This window comes from Pseudomonas sp. VI4.1, from assembly GCF_002029345.1.
In the GTDB taxonomy this organism is placed as follows: Bacteria; Pseudomonadota; Gammaproteobacteria; order Pseudomonadales; family Pseudomonadaceae; genus Aquipseudomonas.
The window spans coordinates 1-21,970 of sequence record NZ_MULM01000088.1; the positions used below are offsets into that span (position 1 = coordinate 1).

Annotated in this window: 18 protein-coding genes and 1 pseudogene; 4 read left to right on the plus strand and 15 right to left on the minus strand. The window is 58.6% G+C overall.

The annotated features are described in order from the left end of the window. Positions 1–153: 153 nt before the first annotated feature. Positions 154–1,344: an osmoprotectant NAGGN system M42 family peptidase gene (locus BZ163_RS03745; protein ID WP_064676452.1), complete on the plus strand. Its 1,191-nt coding sequence runs from the start codon at positions 154–156 to the stop codon at positions 1,342–1,344. Positions 1,345–1,632: 288 nt separating this feature from the next. After that, complete coding sequence (locus BZ163_RS03750; protein ID WP_003199186.1) at positions 1,633–1,860, plus strand: YheU family protein; 228 nt, start codon at positions 1,633–1,635, stop codon at positions 1,858–1,860. Positions 1,861–1,865: 5 nt separating this feature from the next. Here BZ163_RS03750 and csrA read toward each other — a convergent pair whose 3' ends face one another. The 3 genes from csrA to BZ163_RS03765 form a co-directional block, all read right to left on the minus strand. Further along, entirely contained in the window at positions 1,866–2,054 is a 189-nt protein-coding gene (gene csrA / locus BZ163_RS03755) for a carbon storage regulator CsrA (protein WP_128869825.1), read from the minus strand. A gap of 154 nt (positions 2,055–2,208) precedes the next feature. Beyond that, entirely contained in the window at positions 2,209–2,541 is a 333-nt protein-coding gene (locus BZ163_RS03760; RefSeq protein WP_128869826.1) for a YnfA family protein, read from the minus strand. A gap of 64 nt (positions 2,542–2,605) precedes the next feature. Continuing rightward, entirely contained in the window at positions 2,606–3,421 is an 816-nt protein-coding gene (locus BZ163_RS03765) for an SDR family oxidoreductase (protein ID WP_128869827.1), read from the minus strand. 279 nt (positions 3,422–3,700) lie between these two features. Between BZ163_RS03765 and BZ163_RS03770 the strand changes: the two genes are divergently transcribed. Beyond that, on the plus strand, positions 3,701–3,859 hold the full coding sequence (locus BZ163_RS03770; RefSeq protein ID WP_178084746.1) for a DUF3309 family protein: 159 nt from the start codon (positions 3,701–3,703) through the stop codon (positions 3,857–3,859). A gap of 107 nt (positions 3,860–3,966) precedes the next feature. On the opposite strand, the gene BZ163_RS03775 is transcribed toward BZ163_RS03770, so the two are convergent. From BZ163_RS03775 to BZ163_RS03830, 12 genes and pseudogenes are all read right to left on the minus strand, one after another. Further along, complete coding sequence (locus BZ163_RS03775; RefSeq protein ID WP_128869828.1) at positions 3,967–5,331, minus strand: DUF1552 domain-containing protein; 1,365 nt, start codon at positions 5,329–5,331, stop codon at positions 3,967–3,969. A gap of 2 nt (positions 5,332–5,333) precedes the next feature. Then, a complete protein-coding gene (locus BZ163_RS03780) occupies positions 5,334–9,458 on the minus strand; it encodes a DUF1592 domain-containing protein (RefSeq protein ID WP_128869829.1) in 4,125 nt (1,374 codons plus the stop codon). A gap of 492 nt (positions 9,459–9,950) precedes the next feature. Further along, entirely contained in the window at positions 9,951–12,044 is a 2,094-nt protein-coding gene (locus tag BZ163_RS03785; protein WP_128869830.1) for an LTA synthase family protein, read from the minus strand. Positions 12,045–12,452: 408 nt separating this feature from the next. Continuing rightward, the gene (locus tag BZ163_RS03790) at positions 12,453–13,058 is read right to left on the minus strand and encodes an START domain-containing protein (RefSeq protein WP_128869831.1); all 606 of its coding nucleotides are present in this window, start codon (positions 13,056–13,058) and stop codon (positions 12,453–12,455) included. Between the two features lie 41 nt (positions 13,059–13,099). Then, on the minus strand, positions 13,100–13,354 hold the full coding sequence (locus BZ163_RS03795; protein ID WP_128869832.1) for a YkgJ family cysteine cluster protein: 255 nt from the start codon (positions 13,352–13,354) through the stop codon (positions 13,100–13,102). A gap of 163 nt (positions 13,355–13,517) precedes the next feature. Then, entirely contained in the window at positions 13,518–13,997 is a 480-nt protein-coding gene (locus tag BZ163_RS03800) for a translation initiation factor 2 (RefSeq protein ID WP_128869833.1), read from the minus strand. 78 nt (positions 13,998–14,075) lie between these two features. Beyond that, positions 14,076–15,514 (minus strand): annotated as a pseudogene (locus BZ163_RS03805) (PLP-dependent aminotransferase family protein). Positions 15,515–15,732: 218 nt separating this feature from the next. Then, on the minus strand, positions 15,733–16,545 hold the full coding sequence (locus BZ163_RS03810) for an OmpA family protein (protein ID WP_128869834.1): 813 nt from the start codon (positions 16,543–16,545) through the stop codon (positions 15,733–15,735). Beyond that, complete coding sequence (locus BZ163_RS03815) at positions 16,542–16,898, minus strand: DUF4398 domain-containing protein (protein WP_128869835.1); 357 nt, start codon at positions 16,896–16,898, stop codon at positions 16,542–16,544. Before BZ163_RS03815 ends, BZ163_RS03810 begins: the two co-directional genes overlap by 4 nt. A 9-nt stretch (positions 16,899–16,907) precedes the next feature. Further along, positions 16,908–17,732 carry an ABC transporter substrate-binding protein gene (locus BZ163_RS03820; RefSeq protein ID WP_128869836.1) on the minus strand — a complete coding sequence of 275 codons (825 nt, stop codon included), beginning with the start codon at positions 17,730–17,732 and terminating at the stop codon, positions 16,908–16,910. Positions 17,733–17,928: 196 nt separating this feature from the next. Then, on the minus strand, positions 17,929–18,858 hold the full coding sequence (locus tag BZ163_RS03825) for an electron transfer flavoprotein subunit alpha/FixB family protein (RefSeq protein ID WP_128869837.1): 930 nt from the start codon (positions 18,856–18,858) through the stop codon (positions 17,929–17,931). A gap of 2 nt (positions 18,859–18,860) precedes the next feature. Next, positions 18,861–19,610, minus strand: coding sequence for an electron transfer flavoprotein subunit beta/FixA family protein (locus BZ163_RS03830; RefSeq protein ID WP_056745417.1), 750 nt, complete (start codon positions 19,608–19,610; stop codon positions 18,861–18,863). A gap of 545 nt (positions 19,611–20,155) precedes the next feature. Between BZ163_RS03830 and BZ163_RS03835 the strand changes: the two genes are divergently transcribed. Then, on the plus strand, positions 20,156–21,820 hold the full coding sequence (locus BZ163_RS03835) for an electron transfer flavoprotein-ubiquinone oxidoreductase (RefSeq protein ID WP_128869838.1): 1,665 nt from the start codon (positions 20,156–20,158) through the stop codon (positions 21,818–21,820). Positions 21,821–21,970: the final 150 nt, after the last annotated feature.

The following is a 21,970-nucleotide window of genomic DNA, read 5'->3' on the forward strand; positions in this document are numbered from 1 at the left end:
AGCCGCCTTGTCAGGGCTACGTCGTGGCACGCAGCTCTCAGCTGCACGTCCCTCCCTGTAGGAGCTGGCTTGCCAGCGAAGGCGGCCTGACAGGCACCACAAATCCTCCCCCTCATCGAAACCATCGATGTTCGTTACTCATCAGGAGTTTCCATGACCAGCAAAATTCCCGAACCGGATCTCAACTACCTGCAAAAAGTCCTGCTGGAAATGCTCGCCATCCCCAGCCCGACCGGGTTCACCGACACTATCGTGCGCTACGTCGCCGAACGCCTGGAAGAACTTGGCATACCCTTTGAAATGACCCGTCGCGGGACCATCCGTGCCACCCTCAAGGGCAAGAAGAACAGCCCGGACCGGGCAGTGTCCGCGCACCTGGACACCATCGGCGCGGCGGTGCGCGCGATCAAGGACAACGGCCGCCTGACCCTGGCCCCGGTCGGTTGCTGGTCCAGCCGTTTTGCCGAGGGCAGCCGGGTCAGCCTGTTTACCGATAACGGTGTGATCCGCGGCAGCGTGTTGCCACTGATGGCTTCCGGGCACGCCTTCAATACCGCCGTGGATGAAATGCCGATCAGCTGGGATCACATCGAATTGCGTCTGGACGCCTATTGCGCCACCCGTGCCGATTGCGACTCCCTTGGAATCAGCGTCGGCGATTTCGTCGCCTTCGACCCGTTGCCGGAGTTCACTGAAAGCGGCCACATCAGCGCCCGTCACCTCGACGACAAGGCCGGTGTTGCCGCCTTGCTGGCGGCAATGAAAGCCATCGTCGACAGCGGCGAAGAGTTGATGATCGACTGTCATCCGCTGTTCACCATCACCGAGGAAACCGGCAGCGGCGCGGCGGCAGCGTTACCCTGGGATGTCAGCGAATTCGTCGGCATCGACATCGCGCCGGTCGCGCCGGGCCAGCATTCCAGCGAACACGCCGTGAGCGTGGCGATGCAGGATTCCGGCGGGCCTTATGACTATCACCTGTCGCGCCACCTGCTGCGGCTGGCCAGTGACAATGAGCTGCCGGTGCGCCGCGACCTGTTCCGTTATTACTTCAGCGATGCGCACTCGGCGGTAACTGCCGGCCATGACATTCGCACCGCCCTGCTCGCCTTCGGCTGCGACGCCACCCACGGCTACGAACGCACCCACATCGACAGCCTCGCCGCGCTCAGTCGGTTGCTCGGGGCCTATATCCTCAGCCCGCCGGTATTCGCCAGCGATGCCCAGCCTGCGAAAGGGTCGCTGGACAGGTTCAGTCATCAGATCGAACATGACACGCAGATGGAAAGCGATACCCGGGTGCCGTCGGTGGATAGCCTGGTGGGGCAGCGGTCGGAGAGCTGATCCGGTTTTTCGGTCGCCTGATCCACCGCCATCGCGGGCAAGCCCTAATGCCGGTCAGTTAAGGAAATTGTAGGAGCGAGCTTGCTCGCGATGGACTCAATAGCGCCGCGTTTAACCAGCGAGCACGCGTTATCGTTAACGACCATCGCGAGCAAGCTCGCTCCTACAGGGGCCGCATTCGCTTAACTGACCGGCAGATGGCGATCTACATGGCAACACATGAAGCCGCAGGCTAGCCGCAACCTTCCATTCGCCGTAGCATCGCGCCATTGTTTAGCCGAGGTGCCCATGCTGATCCCCCATGACCAACTTGAAGTCGACACCCTGACCCGCCTGATCGAGGATTTCGTCACCCGTGACGGCACCGACAACGGTGATGACACGCCGCTCGAAACCCGCGTACTGCGTGTTCGCCAGGCCTTGACCAAGGGTCAGGCGCTGATTGTCTTCGACCCGGAAAGCGAGCAATGCCAGTTGATGCTCAAGCACGACGTGCCCAAGCATCTGTTTGACTGAAACCTTCAGCGCGCTTTGTCTTTTTTCGGCAGATTGCGCTGGATGCGTTCATAGATCTCGGACCGGTGCACATTGACGTTGCGTGGCGCTTCGACGCCGAAGCGCACCGTGCCGCCGTTGATGGCCACAATGCGCACGGAAATGTCGTCTCCGATAGAAATCAATTCGCCCACTTCGCGACTGAGTACAAGCATGGTATTGGTCCTTCAGGATGAGTTGACCCTGAAGATGCCCGGGCCATGGCGGGTGTTCAATGCGACGGCGGCAAATCAGTCCTTCCCTACAGAGCAAGAAGCAAGCCGGCGTAGGAAAGAACTGACAAATCACCGGCGTTGTAGGACCGATCTGTCAGGATGCGTAAAAACGCGGCCCGAACAGGATGACACTCGCCCCGACCACGCACAGCGCAACGCCGACCCAGTCCGAACCCAACGGACGAATCCGCTCGACCACCGCCAGCCAGCCAATCGACGCAATGATGTAGATACCCCCGTAAGCGGCATAGGCACGACCGGCATACGTCGCTTCGATACGGGTCAGCAGCAGCGCAAACAGCGTCAGGCTGAGCAACGCCGGCAGTACCCACCAGGCACTCTTGCCCTGACGTAGCCACATCCAGAAGGCGAAGCAGCCAGCGATTTCAAACAGCGCCGCGAGGAAAAACCACAGGTAATTAAGCATGCAAACGTCTCGTGAGGATGGCCGGTTGCGGCCACCCTAGCGACGGTGATGCCCCGGGGCAAGTTCAGCCTGCGGTTTGCCTGGCCTTGGCGCGCATCTTGTCGGCCATGACGGTCATTTCGTCGTAGAGCAGTTGGGGGTTCTTCTGCTTGAGCGCCCAGGCCAGACGGCCCTGTTCATGGGGCAGAATCATGAATTCGCCGGCGTCGACCTGTTGATAGATGTAGTCGGCAATGTCGGCAGCGCTGATCGGCGAGCTTTCCAGCAATTTACCGACCTGGGCCTTCATGGCCGGCGTCGGGCCGCGGAAGGAATCGAGCAGGTTGGTCTGGAAGAATGACGGGCAGACCACGTGCACGCCGATTTCCTGCTGCGCCAGCTCGATCAGCAGGCTTTCGGACAAGGCCACCACGCCCGCCTTGGCGACGTTGTAGTTGCTCATGGCCGGGCCTTGCATCAGTGCGGCCATCGACGCAATGTTGATAATCTTGCCTTGGCTTTTTTCCAGCAGCGGCAGGAAGGCCTTGCAGCCCTTGACCACCCCCATCAGGTTGATCGCGATCTGCCATTCCCAGTCCTCCAGGGACAGCTCGCTGAAGAACCCGCCGGAAGCAACGCCGGCGTTGTTGACGATGACATCGATGCCCCCCAGTTTCTCTTCGCAGGCTTGGGCGAAGGCGGTCAACTGGCTGTAATCGCGTACATCGCAACGCTGGATGAAGCCGTCGCCGCCGGCTTCGCGAACCTGTTTCAGGGTTTCTTGCAGACCGGGCTCGCTGACATCCGACAAGGCCAGTTGCCAGCCTTCACGCGCCCAGCGCAGCGCGATTTCGCGACCCAGGCCTGAGCCCGCACCAGTGATCATCATGCGATTTTGCATAGCAAACAGCCTTGTTGTTCCGGGGAAGATCTGTCGAGTGTAGCGAAGGACATTGCCCGACCCACGCTCCATCAGATTGCTGAATGGCCCGAGCAAACCCTGGAAGTGCCCCAACCAACTAATGCAGTAAAAACGAAATAAGCCTTTCTTCGAAAAACATTAAAAAAACATGGAATTTTCTTTCATGGGCAACAGTCGGATTTTGTAAGCATCCTGGTTTTATAGCATCACGGCTGACCGTTAAACACCAGGTAGTTCCAGAACACTTCCAACAAGGAAATAAACATGGGCACAATTCTGATCATTATCCTGATCCTCCTGCTGGTAGGTGGCTTACCGGTCTTCCCGCACTCCAGAAGTTGGGGTTATGGGCCGTCGGGCATCATCGGCGTGGTGTTGGTAGTGCTGTTGATCCTGCTGTTGCTGGGCAAGATATAAAGGCTGTACCAGGAAGATAACCTGCTGAAAACCCAATGCCAGTCAGTGATACTGACTGGCATTGTTATTATCAGCATTTCACGCACCCACAGCGCTGCAAACCGCCCTCACACGTTGCTGAAAATTCCTGTCACCGGCTCGATGTTACCTGCGTAAGGCACGCTCGTTCCGGCGGCTTTGGCAATGGTCGCCCATATGCGCTGCATGTCAACGAAGCTCTTGCCAATCTCCGGGTTCCCGGTGTGGTGCTGACGATCCGCCTGCTGTGTGATATTGAAATACCGTCCTGCACCCTCCCCGCTTTTAAGCAAGCCACCAGCCCCCCCCATCAACACCATGGGCATATCGATCATGTGCTCAGGGGCGCCATCGGCCATTTCGCTGGTAAGGACGACAAGGGTATGTTGAAGCAGATTGTCGCCGGGCACGTGCGGGTCCTGATATCGAGCCAATTCGTCCATAAATAACTTGACCTGCCGAACGTACCATTGCCGCGTCCCCTTCCAAAATGCTTCCCCTGAGCGACGATGAGCACACTCATGGGGGTTACTGTCGGGACTGACATCAATAATATTGAGCGACTCCGCCGAGCGCCCGATCTGTAGCGTGGCGACACGAGTAATCCCACAACTCAAGGCGGTTGCCACCACTTGATGATGATCAGCCTGAATGCGGTTACGGTGCAGCGCGGACCGATAATCCAGTGGTTCCAGCTCCACCGGCTTGCACTCACCCACGGGCGGTCGCGCCTCCTCAAGGTCCTTGATGACCTGCTCCACCGAGTCAAGATGGGTATCAAGCTTTTGTCGCTCGCCGGCGGATAGCTTGCTTTTGACTTCCTGAATATCCACCACGGCTGCCTCCAGCAAACTACCAGCGCCAGGCTGCGGCGGGCTTGACCTTTGAGCGGGTGCCTTGAACAACGATTCCGCCATCAGCCTGGGGTCGCGATAGGGCGTGCGAATCGCAGCGCCCTGGAACGATACAAACCAGGGCGTCCCGTCGATCCCGGCATGGGGACCGGAAAAAAGGCTGCGGTGTGACGGTTCAGCGCCCGGAATCGCTTGCCCCAGCACGATGTCGATTGACGACTGAGTCTTTGCAGTGTCACGCAATACCCAGTTCCAGCCGTCATGGCCCACATTTCCCGGCCCCAGAATAATTCCGCGCAAGTACAACGACTGGTTACGGTAGGCGGCCAATTCCGAGCTGATCTCGTTCAAAGTAAATGCCGTGGTATCCATTTGCGACGCAGTGGGGTGCCACAATCCACGCCCGTCACCAAAACCACCACCGGTGTAGGAGTCCACCGCAAGGCCGTCGGGTACTACAACAAACACTACCTTTAGCCGGGCTTCCTGAGCTTGCCCCGCCAATGCCATGCGCGCCAATCCGAATTGGGTCAGGGGACCATAGACACCAGCCGCAGCCAGGCCCGCCAGAAAACGCCGACGACTTTTCAAAATGCCCATGATCAATTCCTTTCGGTCTTGTAGATGAATGCTTTGGAAGTACCCAGGTTTTGCAGCATCTCTGCCAGGGAGCCTGAGGCGTTCAAACCATCGGCAATCGCCTTCACGGTCCCCGAGGTCGATACATCCGATTTGTTGCCAAACACAAATCGGAAGTAGCTGTCGGCCATGCAGAATTGTGACGCTGGATTGCGTGGAACAATCTTTGCGATATCCCGGACGTCATTGATCTGCTCGGTTCCGGTCGTACTGATGAACGGACCGGAGGCCTTGATCGGTAGCATCTGCGGGTACTGGTCAAAGTTGTATGCTTTCTCCTCCGTGCGATAGCGACCGGCCGCGTCGTAATGTTCCATCGATGACCCGGTGTCATTCATGTATTGATGGCATTGCCAGCAGCGCCCCTCTGAAGCCTGCTCGCCGTTTACCAGGTCCCAGTGCTCACGGGTGGTCACTGCGCGAGGAGGATAGACAGGGGTCGTAGGATCGGCTTCCACGGGGGCACCAAACTCGCGGCAGAACATTTGCTCGCGAATCATGATTCCACGCTTGACCAATGAAGTGCTCACGTAGTCCGAGGTGGCAGCCTGGGTCAGCCCCAGATGCAACAAGCCTCCCCGTCTCTCGTCTACCGCTACCTTTTGCATCGTGCTGCCCGTGACTCCGCTGATTGCGTAGTGCGCGGCCAGGTCCTGGTTCAGATAGGTGTAACCGGGGTTGAACAGCTGACTCAGGGTACCGGCACCCAGCAGCAGGTTTTTGCTCAGCAGATACTGCTCTCGAGCCATCAGTTCAACCAGGTCCTTACTCAACCCCGGCTTTTCCTGAACACCGCGCACTGTCCTGACGTAGTAGCTGACGAAGCGGTTGAATTGCTCGATGCCGCGATCCGTTTTCATCATTCGCTCAATCTCCGCGGAGATCTGTTGCGTAGTCTGCAGCTCGTTTCGCTGCGCCTTGGCCAACAGCTCAACATCCGGAGTAGTGCCCAGGAAACCGAAGGAGAGCGCAGTGGCCACTTCGAACGGCGTCAATTGATACACTTTGCCTCCAGCCGGTGTCTGCACCCCCAACTCCGAGCGATAGAGAAAATGCGGCGATAGCAAAAGAGCGGCGATCAAAGCAGGCGCCCCCTGCTCATCGAACAGTTTCTGATAACGCACACGCTCGGCGTCGGACACAGGACGACGGAACAACTGATAGCCCAACGAGGTAACCAGGTCAGTTCCCGCGCGGGAGGTTGCCAACGCACTCAAGCGTGCCGACGGAACGCTGTCTGCCACCGACAATGCCATGTCGTAGAACAGTCTGACGTCCTCTGCCTGCAAAATGCCCTTGTCCGCCTCCCCGGGATACTTGAAGTCTTTCTCCGATTTGTCTGCTGGCAACTTCTCGGCATTGATCTCTACCCCCAGGATGTCCCTGACGCTGGCGGCATACTCGTCGGGCGTCAACAATCGCATCTGACGTGTGCCGTAGGAATCGGCCTTATCCAGGTAAGGTTTCCAGATGACGTTGATCAATTGTTTGCTGATTTCGGTCGCACAGGTGGTGTCACAGTGCCCTGACACCGGCATGGTCTTGATGTGTTTGACCAGCGCATCCTGGCCCGCCACGCTCCACGCCAAGGCCATGCGCAAACTGTCGAAATACTCGACGGCGTGGCATTTGGTGCAGGATTCAGCCAAGACCGCCTCGCCCAGGTTTTCGACGTGCCGATAGGTAATGGGGGTTAGCTGCTGGTCCTCACTGGCCTCATCGATCACTACCGATTCCAGTTCCGGCTGCGGTTTTTCCTTCGAGTAGAACGGGTAGATAACCTTGTAACTGCCATAGTCGAGGGTTTGGGTCGTACTTGCACCCCATGGAACTTCAATGACCCGTGGTTCAGCATTGTTCCTGGTCTCGGTGACCAGGCTGATGCGCCATTGAGCATCGGTGACCGAAGCAGGTTTGGCCGGCGCCTGAATCTTGACCTTGACCTCGAGCTTGATCGGCCGCTCGCGGTAATTCAGGGTGATGGTCTGACTCTTGGTAGCTTCCGAGAGGGTAAAGGATGTATTTCGTACCTGAGGAATCCAGTTTTTTACGTCGTTGAGCCGCAACTGATACTGACCATACTCAAGCCCCTCGAGAATAATTCTTGCCGCACTGTCTGCGTCGCGCCATGACAATTGCACCAGCCGGGTATTCCCATCGGGATCAATCAGGTAACCGCTGATCATCTCGTTTTCCAGTCCGCCTGGCGGCAGCATGGGGCGCAACTCCAACCGAGTCTGTGGCAACCCGCTTGCGTCATGGCGCACGCGATATATGACCCCCGCGACGTCGTCGCTGATCAACAGGCTGCCATCCGCCAGTTCAAGAAACTCGACGGGGCGTCCGATGCACGAGTTATCCAGGCAGTAGACATCGAATCGATCCGGGTCCTGCACAAATCCGTTGATCAACGGGATCTGATTGACTACTTGCGTACCGCCCTGAATGGTCAGCATTTGTATATCCATGCCGGGGCGCGCGGTGGAGCCCGCACCATGCATCGCGACAAGCAAACGCTGGGTACCCGGCCCGGCGCTTGGGTAGCCAGACCAGAACTTGACGCCCAGCGGCGCGGTGTTGGTTCCCGAGGCAAAAGCTGCTGACACATAATCGGCGGGATTGATCTGTTCAAGCGACTTGTCGGACACAATGGCACCAGGCACCAGCGGCGGCTGGATCACCGTTGGGTCCAGGTACTCCTCCTCGGTGAATCCGGGCGTGTCTTTACCAAACCTGTAAGGCACGCCGAAATGCAGCCCGGGCTTGCTGATCAAGTTGACTTCGTCCGGGTTGGGGAAGCCTTGGCGATTGTTGTCACTGAACCATATTTGGCCGTCCTGGGGATTCCAGTCGAAACCAACGGAGTTACGCACCCCCGTGGCTACAATCTCGGACGCTCCTGTTTCCAGGGAATAACGCAAGATCGTGCCATAACGCTTGTCGGGAGGAATCATGCACAGGTTGCAGGGAATGCCGACTGCCGTATAAATCCACTTGTCTGACGGATCGAGCGGATTGAAACGCAAAGGGTGTTTCATGTGCCAGATGCGAGTGCTCGACCCCGACGCTTGCGAAGGCAAGGGAAACTGCTTGTCGTCCGCCGGAAAGTTGAACACCAGTTCGGGCTCTGGAGCTTTGTAGTTTTCGTCGGCGTTACGCAAGCGATACAGACCACCCGTGGTCGAGTAATACAGATCACCGTCGCGATACGCCACGCCGTGAGGCTCCTCCAGACCACTGGCAATCACATGGATGCCTGTCGGTTTACCTGTCTCATCCAGAGGCAGTGCGTAGATCATGTCGCCGATTTTTCCGTCATAGACGTATGAAGGAATAGCGCTGGAGCCGACATACAACACGTTCTTGCCCATCGCCATCTGCCGAGGCTGAATAAGCCCCTGGGCAAACAGCTCGATTTTTATCCCCGGTAAACCACTGAGCTTGCTCACATCGACCGGCGGTCGATACTTGACCGTCACGGCTTGCTCCTCCCCCTGCGGCTCCTTGAACGAGATAATGCGTGGAGTGTTCAGCGGGCTGAACCCATCAGCGGTATTCATCACCAGTTGATAGTCGCAAGCTTTCAGATTATCGAGGTGGATCGTTTCGTTGGCCTTCGCGCTGATCGCAATCTCTTCGGCCTTGCAACGCAAGACTCCGGTGACCATCTGGTCGGCGCGAGCGACGCCGGGCACCGCCGGTTTCAAGGGCGCTTTGCCACTGAGCGTGGAAAAATCCAGCGTCAGGCGATTGCCCTCGAATCCACCGCATTCGCCGAGTTCCTTCCATGCATCTTTCCAAGGCCCATTCAAAAGAAGTGGCTCGTAACTCACTTGCCGGCACCACTGCCAACTGCCGACACCCAGTGGTGCCTCGTCATCTTTCCAGCATTCGAATAGCCGGTCGGCATGCTTGACCTGGTCCCCCTGCTCATAACTCTTGCCCTTTTCATAATCGGGCGCGGTACATGACCGAGGTGAGGGGGATGACTCTGATGTTCGGGTGAAAACCACCACGGCAATGATCACGCCCAGCGCCACCAGACATGCGAACCACAGCAAACGAAGCACACCGACAGACTTATTCATGAAGCAAGCCTCACTCGTCAGCCAAGCGTTTCAACCTTTCGGACAAATCTGCTGATTCAGTGTCCTGCGGTGAACCACCTGAACCGGGGCGGCAGGCAACCCAAAGCCAAAGCCGACCCCGGCGTTTCTATTGGAATGCCTTCCCACAGGTTCCAACTGCATGATCACGACATGGCAATGACGCCAAAGAGACAGGAACAGAGAGACATTCATCCTTGAAATACAGTCCTTTTTTCAATCGTTGGACCCCATACCAAGCGCCTTGATGAAATCCTCAAACCACAAGGCTGTCTACTGTCAGAGTTGACAGGTACTCCCCTTCAACTGCTCTTTGATCCAGTAATTCAAAGCGGTAGGCACCCCGAACGAGGGGCAAAAAAAATCCGCTGTCATTACTGACACCGGATTCTTTTTTTACTGCCGAAAGAGCAAGCAGAAAACCTTGACCACAGGCACTAGCCCATCCCGGGCTCTGCTTTATCGCCTGAACACTTAGTCAGGCTTGCCGTCCACCACGCCGGCGGTGTTGTCGATCAGGCTCTTGGTGGCGGTTTGCAGGAACGCTTCAAGCTTGAGTTTCAGCTCTGCCGTTCGCGGCGCATCCGCAATGACCTCGGCGCGCGGCGTAGCACCGAATTCATACCGGTACATCTTCGGCGCCATGTCCTTATCCTTCGGCAGCACCAGAATCTGGTCGGCCGTGATGATGGCCGTGGTCTGTTCGCTGCCCGACGGCTTGATCACACCGAAACCGGTATCGCCTTCGGGAAGGTTGAGCAGGTCACGCCCCCAGCACTGATGGCGCACTTCGCCACCGATCCGGCCCATGATGGTCGGCACGATGTCGATCTGTGTGCCCACGGTATGGTCACGCTGACCGAACTTTTCCTGGATACCGGGTGCGATGAACAGCATCGGCACGTTGAAGCGGCCCAGGTCCATTTCGGTGATCTGGCGCTCGTTGCCAAACCCGTGGTCACCCACGACGACAAACAGGGTCTCCTTGAAGTACGGCTCCTTGCGGGCCTTTTCAAAGAACTGGCCCAGCGCCCAGTCCGAGTAGCGCATGGCGGTCAAATGCTCGTTCAGGCTACCGCGATCGGTGACGCGCTCGACCGGCAAAGGGGTCGGCAAGGCGTATGGCGTGTGGTTGGACAAGGTTTGCAGCAGTGCATAGAACGGCTTGCCGTTTTCCCGCGCCTTGAGCTCGACCAGACCACGGTCGAACATGTCCTGGTCGGACACGCCCCAGGTCGGATCGGAGAACACCGGATTGACGAAGTCGTTACGACCAATGAAGTTTGTCATGCCCTGGTTGCTGAAGAAACCCGACTGGTTATCCCAGGCGAAGTCACCGTTGTAGACGTACACGTCGTCGTAGTCACGGGCGCTGAGCAATTGCGGCAAGCCGGACAGCTTGTGGCTGCCCTCAGGCGTTTGCATCAGGTATTCGAAACCCGGCAGGTTCGGGAAGCAGGCCATGGTGGCGAACATACCCTGGTGGGTATGGGTGCCGTTGGAGAAGAAACGGTCGAACAGCAGGCCTTCCTTCGACAGGTTGTCGAGGTAGGGCGTGATATTGCCCGGTGCACCCAGGGCGCCCACCGAGTGGCCCGCCATGCTTTCCATCAGGATCACGACGACGTTCTTGATCGGCAGGGTCTTGTCGGACGGCGGCGTGTAATCGCGACGCACGGCGGCCGTCTCGCCATCCACCAGTTTGTCATCCGGCATCACCAGCATGTCACGCACGATTTGCTGGGCTTGCGGCTGCGGCAGCGTGGCTTTCCAGATGTTGTCGCGGTCTTCGGACATCCGGCTCTTGGCCGCGGCGATCAGCGACAATGTGCCGTTGAGGCCCAGCTGGTTGGCGAAATTGGAGTCGGTGGTGTAGACGTCACCCCAACGCATCGGCGGGCCCTGACGCAGGGTGCCACGGGCTGCGACGACGCAGACCAGCAGGCAGACCACGAACACCGCGATGCGCGAATACCACGGGGCGATCTGGCGCGTGGAGACGCTGCCGCCGCTGAAGGGACCGCGGGGACGGGTGGCGCGGTCGGCGCCCTTGAACGCCAGGGTCAGGATCACGGTGCCCACGACCCAGGCCAGCAGGTAGCGAACCACGGGGAAACCGTACCAGAGCATGCTGGTCACGGTTTTCGGGTCTTCCTTGATGTACTGGAAGACCAGCCCGTTGAGGCGCTGGTGGAACTCGCGGTAGAAGTCCATCTCCATCAGGCCGAGGAACAAGGCAATGCTCGAGACGACGGTCAGCCAGAGACGGAAGAACCCGCGGGCGGCCATGGCCCGGGCGCTGAACAGTGCCAGCACCAGCGGAACGCTGAAGTAGACCACCAGTCGCAGGTCGAAACGCAGACCGTTGGTGAACGCTTCGAAAAAGGTCGAGGCCGGCGTGTCGAGCATCATCTCGCGGTTGTAGACCAGCAGCGCGACGCGCAGCAGGGTGAACATGACCATCATGACCAGGGCACACAGTAGCGTGTAGGCCAGATGCGATTTGACGGTCGGTTGCAGCAGGCGACTAGAAGCTCGCTGCTGACTCAGGGCGTCCGGGTTTGCCATGTCGTTTTAGGACCCATTGGAAGTTGAAGTTGCAAAAATACAGCGGCGCCTTGCCCTCTGTTGGCCAGTTCTCGGCCCCGGGGCTTGCGCGGAGCGCAAATGTTGCACGATCACTGGCGGCATTGCCATTGATTAGTGCCCGGCATGCACGGCGCGGGCATTGTCTTGGAGGGTTTGTGAAAATTTCGTGCAACGCGATATCCGGATACAAAATAGTGGCCCCTGCGTCTATCCCCCTGTAGGAGCTGGCTTGCCAGCGAAGGCGTCCTTTCAGACAACAATGATGTCGACTGGAAGGGCCTCTTCGCTGGCAAGCCAGCTGCTACAGGGGATCGAGGTACATCCGCAAGAACAGGTCGGCGCTGGCGGCCGTTTTCTCTGCGGTGCGGCGATCCGACGAGCCTGCGCTTACTTCTCGGCGCGTTCTTTCAGGGCTTTCAAGGTATTGAACGGCGCATCGACTACAAACTTGTTGGCCACCATCGACGGGATGCTGCCGCCCGGCTCTGTGTGCACCTGATAAGTCACTTCGATCTGGTCGCCCTTGGGCACGAACTTCCAGAAACCGTCGACCTTGGTGACCCGAACAAAGCCTTTTTCTTCGGGCAGGTACTTCGGTACGCCTTCGAGCTTGCGGGTCAGGCTGCCATCGGCGCCCAAGACGGTGGTGACATGCAGCACCGAGTCACGCGCGGTGACCGGCCAGGGCGTATTGAACTGGGTGTAGGTCCAGCTCTGATCGCCTTCGTGCTTGAGCAACTTCTGGGTCTTGCATTCGTGAATCCAGGCGCAGGCGCCTGGCACGTCTTCCTGCAATGCGCGCAGTTTGGCCAGGGTGGTCTTCATCAGGGTGACACCCTGGTAGGCCTTGTAGTCGGAGCCAGGCACTTCCCTCAGGGAGACCTTGATACCGTCTTCGTTCTTGGCGACTTTCCAGTCTTCGGCCTGGGCGAGCGAAGTGCCCAGAACTGCCGTCAAACCACAGAGCACAGCCATACGATGCAGCGAACCCATAATCTTATTCCTTATTGTTGAAGTTCCGTTCGTTGAACCCATCACGCCGCCGTCATTTGCTCCCACCAACCCAACAATTTGATCGCTTCATCACTGCTGCTTCCGCAGACTTCGACATCGGCTTCAAATGCTGAACACACGGCAGGACGTTGCGGATCACCGAAAATACTGCACAGGTTCTCTGTAGAGAGTTGTACGCAACGTTCTCCGGCGGCCTTGCCATTGGGCATGCCGGGAATCGGTGAACTGATGGAAGGGGCAATGCAACAGGCGCCACAGCCTTCACGGCATTTCATGACGACGAGCTCCTCGCGATGGGCGATGGGTTAAAGACGAGACACAGGGTAACCGTTAAAACAGTCGTTTTAAATTGCCTGGGCCCAGGTTTTTTGCTCAAACGAACGTGACTGACCAGTCTCCGACAAAGTGTCTGGCCGACAGGTCACAGATGGATGGCAATTACCGCTTGAATTCGAATTCCAGCGCAGCGCCTTCGACTTCCCGGCGCTCTTCGTTACGCAGTTGCAACTGCATTTCGTTACTGATCAGCCTTCCGTTGAGCTGGAACGGCGTGCTGTCGGCCTTGTCACCGAACATTTGCGGCAATACCGGGTCGCGCCGTGGCAAGGGTACCGAACCGATGGGTTTCAGTTCCTCGGCCATGTCCTCGGGCAGGCTCAAATCCAGATGGGCCGAAGGCAGCTTGGTCTTCACCACTTCACTGGCCGGTTTGGACTTGGACGCAATTGGCGCGCGTTTTTTCACCTTGGCCGCTTTCTTTTTGACCTTGACCGCTGCGGCTTTCCTGGTCGGTGCCGGTTGTTTCGAGGTGGCGTTGGCTGCCGGTTTTTCCTGGACGGGAGCTGCCATGAGGCCTTCTGCCTGAAAGGACATCAGCAGGCATATCGAAAGCCATACAGCGGGGAAAATCGCTTTCATGGAACCAACGACGCAAACGGCAGGAGCCATATGCTCGCCTGTTGCACGCAACAAGACAAGCACGGCCTGCCTGCCCGGTCAAAAACCGCCGGCCATTTCCTGACAGAGCTGGGTGGCAAGCATGCCCAGGGTCATCAATGCACGCTCGGCTTCCCGGTTCCAGGGGATGCCGCAGTTCAGTCGAATGCAGTGATTGAACTGTTCTGTGTTACTGAAAATCAGCCCCGGCGCGATGCTGATGCCCTGCTGCAAGGCGCGCACATGCAGTTCCTGCGTGTTGACCCTTCCCGGCAGACTGACCCACAGAATGAAGCCGCCGGTCGGCCGGGTCATCTGTGTTCCTTCCGGAAAATGCTGTTGCACCGCCAGCTGGAACGCGCTGAGGTTCTTGCGGTACTCCTGGCGGATGTAGCGCAAATGCCGGTCGTAGCCACCGTTTTCCAGATACGCGGCAATGCCCATCTGCGTGACGCTGCAGGCCGAATGGGTGCTGAACGTCTGCAAACGCTGGATTTCCTGCTGGTACTTGCCGGCAATCATCCAGCCGATCCGCACGCCCGGCGACAGGGTCTTGGAGAAGCTCGAGCAATAGATCACCCGATCCAGCCGGTCGTAGGCCTTGAGCGATTTGGTGCGGCCCTGCTCGAACATCAGTTCGCCGTAGATATCGTCTTCGACAACCTGGATATCGAAATCCGAGGCCAGGCGCAGCAGTTGCTTCTGCCGCTCTTCGGGCATGGTGCCGCCCAGCGGATTGCTCAGACGAGTGGTCAGCACCAGCGCCTTGATCGACCACTGGTTGGCCGCCAGTTGCAGGGCTTCGAGGCTCATGCCGGTCGCAGGATCGCTGGGAATCTCGATGACCTTGAGGCCCAGCAGGTCAGCCAGTTGGAGCAAACCGTAGTAGGTCGGCGACTCGGCGGCGATCAAGTCGCCGGCCGGGTCAGGACACGCAGGGACATCTGCAAGGCATCGACGCAGCCGTGGGTGATGACCACTTCCGAGGGATCGACCACCACGCCGGCATCGCGCATGCGAATTGCCACTTGGCGTCGCAACGGTTCGAAACCGGGACTGAACATGTAGCTGAATGCCCGCGGACTATGGAAACGGGTGACTTTGGCCAATTGCTGATGCAGCGCCCTGACCGGTAGATAATCGACACTCGGTACGGCCGCGCCCAAGGGAAACACCCCCTCGCGGCGGGATTCGACCAGCACTTGCTGAATGATGCTGCTGCGGGTGACCAGGCCGGGACGCTCGACCCTGGCGATGTCCGGCGTCGGCGCGGTCAGCGCGGGGGTCTGGTGCACGTAGTAGCCCGACTGCGGGCGAGCACGGATCAGCCCCTGATCCTCGAGATTGGCGTAGGCCTGCAACACCGTCGCATGGCTGACGTTGAGCTGCGAGCTCATCTTGCGTACCGAAGGCACGCGCTCCCCCGGTTGATAGACACCCCGGCGGATGTCTTCGGCCAGTTGTTGAGCAATACGTTGGTAAAGCAAGAGATTGGTCATGACGCAGCACTCGATTTCACGGGCATTTTATTCTTGTGTGAAACAATACCGGAACAGTTTAGAAGTGTACGGGGACAGTTGCCACAATAGTCGACAGTACAGTGCAGTGTCAGCAAAATCTGTACTGCTCTATTGGCATGGCGCGAACATTGTCAGGCGCAAAAAAACCCGGCGCTGCTGGGCAGGCCGGGTTGGGGATGCAGGGTTAGGATTGCTGATCAGCGAGCAGCGCCAAGCTGGCCTTTTTCATCGGAGAACACAATTTCCACCCGACGGTTCTGCGCACGACCCCGTTCCGAGGCATTGGCGTCCACCGGGTATTCATCGCCGTAGCCTTCGACCTGGATGCGTTTGTCGTCAATACCCAGGTCCATCAGCACGTTCGCCACCGATTGCGCACGGTCGCGGGACAGTTTGAGGTTTTCCTGCTTGCCGCCGGTACTGTCGGCGTAGCCTTCGATACGCACGACACGCTTGGGGTTGAGCTGCAGGAACTGCACGATTTTCAACACCACGCGGTTGGCCGAATTTTTCAACTCCGCTTCGCCGGTATCGAACAGCACATCGCCCAGCGTCATCACCAGGCCACGGTCGGTCTGGGTGGTGGCCAGCGCGAGAATCTGTTCTTCAAGCCATTTGCCCTGCTGTTGCACGCTGAGCAATTTGGATTCGCGCAGGGCCAGTTGCAGGCGCTGACGCTCCAGTTCGAGCTTCGCCGCGCGCTCTTCGTTGAGCACCTGGTTGGAGTGTTCACGGGCGATTTCGCTGTAGCGCTGGCTCAGATAAGCGTAATGCTGCACGTCGGATCCGCTGCCCCAGTAGCTGGACAGACGATCGGCGCGGGCCAGGGATTCACCGGCGCGAATCACATCCTTGGGCGCGATCCGCAGCACGTTGGCGTCTTCCTTGACCTTCTGGAAATCAACGCCGGCCTGCTGCAACGCGGCCTCGCTGTGCTGGCCGGCACAGCCATAGAGGCTGGCGCAGCCTGCCAGGAGCAAACCGCCGAGTACTTTGCGCTTGAGGCTCATTGGGCATCTCCCAGTTGCTTGCGCAAGCGGGTGATGCGGGTATTGAGCACGTTCAACTGTTCTTCACTCTTGCGGGTCAGGACCCGGGCTTCGGCCAGACGCGCGTCCAGCTCGGCCTGTTCGGCCCGCATGCGCGCATGTTTATAGGACTGATCGGCCATGTCGCCCTGGGCACGGGTGAATTTTTCTTCGGCCAGTTTCAATTCCGGCACGTCGTCGGCGGTGGCACCCACAGCTTTTGCTTGTACCAGCGCCTGCTCGGTCAGGCGTATCTGTTCATTCGGCGCCGGATCGGCTGCACAACCCGCCAGAGCCAGAACGGCCAGGGCAGCGGAAAGAGGTCGAATACTCACTAAAAATCCCTACTGTTTTGGGGTACTGGCGGGTCGTTGCTGCTGCAACTTCCAGCGCTCGACATTGCGCTGCAATGCGGCTTCCGCCAGTCCGGACGCGAGCAATTCTGTCATCTTTTTAGCCAGCTGTCCGCGTAACCACGGATCGTTGCAGGCGGAGTTATGGGAGACCGCGAGGAATAGGCCGGGTTTGTCGACCGGCCGGGGTCGCGCGACCAGGTCGTTGACCATGCTCAGTGCCTGTACGGCGGCCATGCCCGAGTAGCGGCCGGCGAGGACAAACTCGACCTCGCCCAACAGCAACTTCTGAAAAGCCTGGGTCAGGTTAGGCGTGTGCGCGAGGGTCAATTGCTGCTCGGCGAAGGTGCCGAATGCCGGGGTCAGACGAGCCTTTTCCGATAAAGCGCCGGGATGACCGTGCAGGTCCTGCGCTTCGTTGTAGACCAGTGCCGAGTCTTTTCGGGTCCAGACCAGGTAATCGTTTTCCAGCAACGGCGGATGAATGTAATCCAGGGATTCGAGTCCACTGACGGTCAACGGCGCATCGGCCAGCATGTCCATGCGCCCGCTGCGCACCTCGTCCAGAGCCTGGGCGCGTTTGCCGGCATACAGCAGTTCGACCTTGATCCCCAACTCCCCCGCCACCTGCTGCAACAGATCGGCACTGGCGCCGATCAGGTGTTTGGGGTGCTGCGGGTCTTGCCACAGGTAAGGGGGTGCGTCCGGGCTGCCGGTGACTATCAGGCGTTCACATTTGCCCGCAGCAACAGACAGCACCGGCAACACCGTCAGCCCCAACAGCATTGACCAACCGAACACTCGGCGCAGATCCATGGCAATACACTCCTCCTAAACCCGGTTATATCTGCTGTAGGAGCAAGCTTGCTCGCGATGGACGTTAACGATAACGCGTTCTTTCTGAATAAACGCGGTGCCTTTGCGACCATCGCGAGCAAGCTTGCTCCTACACAGAAAAAACAAAAAAAAGCCCGACCAACAGGTCGGGCTCTTTATAAGTGAAGCCCCTGGATTAGACCAGCTTCTCCAGCTCAGGGATCGCTTCGAACAGATCCGCCACCAGGCCATAATCGGCCACCTGGAAGATCGGCGCTTCTTCGTCCTTGTTGATCGCAACGATCACCTTGGAGTCTTTCATGCCGGCCAGGTGCTGGATCGCGCCGGAAATACCGACCGCGATGTACAGCTGTGGAGCAACGATCTTGCCGGTCTGACCGACCTGCATGTCGTTGGGTACGAAACCTGCGTCGACCGCGGCGCGGGAAGCACCGACGGCAGCGCCCAGCTTGTCGGCCAGGGCGTACAGGTGTTTGAAGTTGTCGCCGTTCTGCATGCCACGGCCGCCGGAAACGACGATCTTGGCAGCGGTCAGTTCCGGACGATCGGACTTGGCCAGTTCTTCGCCAACGAAGCTGGAGATGCCAGCGTCGTGGGCAGCCGCAACGGCTTCAACCGATGCCGAACCACCTTCAGCGGCGACCGGGTCGAAACCGGTAGCACGCACGGTGATGACTTTCACCGCAGCGTTGGACTGAACGGTAGCGATGGCGTTACCGGCGTAGATCGGACGCTTGAAGGTGTCGGCGCTTTCTACCGAGATAATCTCGGAGATCTGGTCAACGTCCAGCTGCGCGGCAACGCGCGGCAGGATGTTTTTGCCGTTGGAAGTCGCGGCAGCCAGGATGTGGCTGTAGCCCTTGCCCAGCTCGGCTACCAGCGGCGCAACGTTTTCCGGCAGTTGGTGAGCGTAGGCGGCGTTGTCGGCCACCAGCACTTTAGCTACGCCAGCGATTTTCGCAGCGGCTTCAGCCGCGGCGCCAGCGCCCTGACCTGCAACCAGTACATGGATGTCGCCGCCGATTTTGACGGCAGCAGCCACAGTGTTCAGCGTGGCCGGGGCCAGCACCGTGTTGTCGTGTTCAGCGATTACCAAGATAGTCATAATCAGATTACCTTCGCTTCGTTTTTCAGTTTCTCGACCAGTTCAGCCACCGACTTGACCTTGATGCCTGCGCTGCGTGCAGCCGGCGCTTCGACTTTGACGGTCTTGTTGGTGGAGGCGGTGGAAACGCCCAAAGCGTCCGGGGTCAGCACTTCGAGAGGCTTCTTCTTGGCTTTCATGATGTTTGGCAGCGATGCGTAACGCGGCTCGTTCAAACGCAGGTCAGTGGTGACGATGGCCGGCAGTTTCAGGGAAACCGTCTGCGCGCCGCCGTCGACTTCGCGAGTCACGGCAACCGTGTCGCCGCTGATCTCGACTTTTGAAGCGAACGTGCCCTGACCATAACCGCTCAATGCTGCGAGCATCTGGCCAGTCTGGTTGTTGTCGCTGTCGATGGCTTGTTTGCCAAGGATCACCAGCTGAGGCTGTTCCTTGTCGACAACCGCCTTGAGCAGCTTGGCAACGGCCAGCGACGTCAGGTCTTCGGCGGATTCGACGAGGATGGCACGGTCGGCACCCAGAGCCAGCGCGGTGCGCAGTTGCTCTTGAGCGGTGGACGGGCCGATGGAGACGACGACGATTTCAGTCGCAACACCTTTTTCTTTCAGGCGTACAGCTTCTTCCACTGCGATTTCGCAGAACGGGTTCATCGACATCTTGACGTTGGCGAGGTCGACGCCGGAATTGTCCGCCTTGACGCGAACTTTCACGTTGTAATCCACAACGCGTTTGACAGCTACAAGAACCTTCATGGATTCCTCGTTACTCTCCGGTGAAAAGAAGTCGCCTAGGCGAACCTGGCGGTTTGATGCTCATCGGCGCAAGGGCACCTCTAAAAACGCTGGCAGGTGTATCGGGTGAACCTTGCTCACGAGGTTTATGACCGTTCGTCATGGTGACCGACGAGTCATTCGTTATCGCAGCGTGTAAACTGCGCCCCTGGGGTCGCAACGCATCACCTTCTACTGCCACCGCCCTGTCTTTAGAGGTGCTCTTGAAACCAACAGTCAGCCTACGGCGAGCGCAAAACCGCCCGTATATTGACCGGAACACTAATTCCGGTCAATACGCCAAATGGGCCATTCATAAGCCGCGCGTCTATGATTTCTCTGGCTTCGGGCCAATTCAAACAAACGTTTGTATTGGACGCTGAGAGTGGTGTAGATATAATGCGCCACCTTAGAGAGAAAGGTGGTTTATCGTTTGTCCTTTTCCTGCAACGAGCAGGCATTCATGGATGCGACACCCAACCTCCAATTAGAAAAAAAACTGTTGAGCCTTGAGTAGGAGATAACCTGTGGAACGCGAATACATGGAATTCGACGTGGTCATCGTCGGTGCCGGCCCCGCGGGTCTTTCCGCCGCTTGCCGCTTGAAGCAGAAGGCCGCCGAAGCCGGTAAGGAAATCAGCGTCTGCGTGGTCGAAAAAGGCTCCGAAGTCGGTGCACACATTCTCTCCGGCGCGATCTTTGAACCCCGCGCCCTGAACGAACTGTTCCCGGACTGGAAAGCACTGGGTGCGCCGCTGAACACACCAGTGGCCCGCGATGACATCTTCGTGCTCAAGAACGCCGACAGCGCGCAGAAAATCCCTGACTTCTTTGTGCCCAAGACCATGCACAACGAAGGCAACTACATCATCTCCCTGGGCAACCTGTGCCGCTGGCTGGCCCAGCAGGCGGAAAACCTGGGCGTGGAAATCTACCCGGGCTTCGCCGCCCAGGAAGCGCTGTTCGACGAAAACGGTGTAGTGCGCGGGATCATCACCGGCGATCTGGGCGTTGACCGCGAAGGTCAGCCGAAAGAAGGCCTGTACACCCCGGGCATGGAACTGCGTGGCAAATACACGCTGTTCGCCGAAGGTTGCCGTGGCCACATCGGCAAGCAACTGATCAAGCGCTTCAACCTCGACAGCGAGGCCGACGCCCAGCACTACGGCATCGGCCTGAAAGAAATCTGGGAAGTCGACCCGGCCAAGCATCAGCCAGGCCTGGTGGTCCACACCGCCGGCTGGCCGCTGGACATCATGGGCACCGAGAACACCGGCGGCTCCTTCCTCTATCACCTGGAAAACAACCAGGTGGTGGTGGGTCTGATCGTCGACCTGTCCTACAGCAACACCTTCCTCTCGCCCTTCGACGAGTTCCAGCGCCTCAAGCATCACCCGGTGCTCAAGCAGTACCTGGAAGGCGGCAAGCGCATCAGCTACGGCGCTCGCGCCATCTGCAAAGGCGGCCTGAATTCGCTGCCGAAAATGGTGTTCAAGGGCGGCGCATTGATCGGTTGCGACCTCGGCACCCTGAACTTCGCCAAGATCAAGGGCAGCCACACCGCCATGAAGTCGGGCATGCTCGCCGCCGAATCCGTGGCCGACGCGTTGTTCGCGGAAAAGGATGGCACCGAAGAGCTGACCACCTACGTCGACGCGTTCAAGAAGAGCTGGCTCTACGACGAACTGTTCGCCAGCCGCAACTTCGGCCCGGCGATCCACAAGTTCGGCGCCATTGTCGGCGGCGGTTTCAACTGGCTCGACCAGAACATTTTCGGCGGCAAACTGCCGTTCACCCTGCACGACACCAAGCCGGATTACGCGTGCCTGAAACTGGCGGCCGACTGCAAGAAGATCGACTACCCGAAACCGGACGGCAAGCTCAGCTTCGACAAATTGAGCTCGGTGTTCATCTCCGGTACCAACCATGAAGAAGAACAGCCCTGCCACCTGAAGCTGACCGATCCGAGCATCCCGATCGCCAAGAACCTGCCGCTGTACGATGAGCCTGCCCAGCGTTACTGCCCGGCCGGTGTGTATGAAGTGGTGACCAAAGAAGACGGCGAGAAGCGCTTCCAGATCAACGCCCAGAACTGCGTTCACTGCAAGACCTGCGACATCAAGGACCCTGCACAGAACATCACCTGGGTGGCGCCGGAAGGCTCCGGCGGCCCGACTTATCCGAACATGTAAGTCGCACGCCTGAACATCGAGGCTCCCGGAATGGGGGCCTTTTTGTTGCCCGGGATTCATGCCACACCACAAAACCCCTGTAGGAGCTGGCTTGCCAGCGAAGGCGGTGTGTCAGTCATATAGATGCTGGCTGGCCCACCGCCTTCGCTG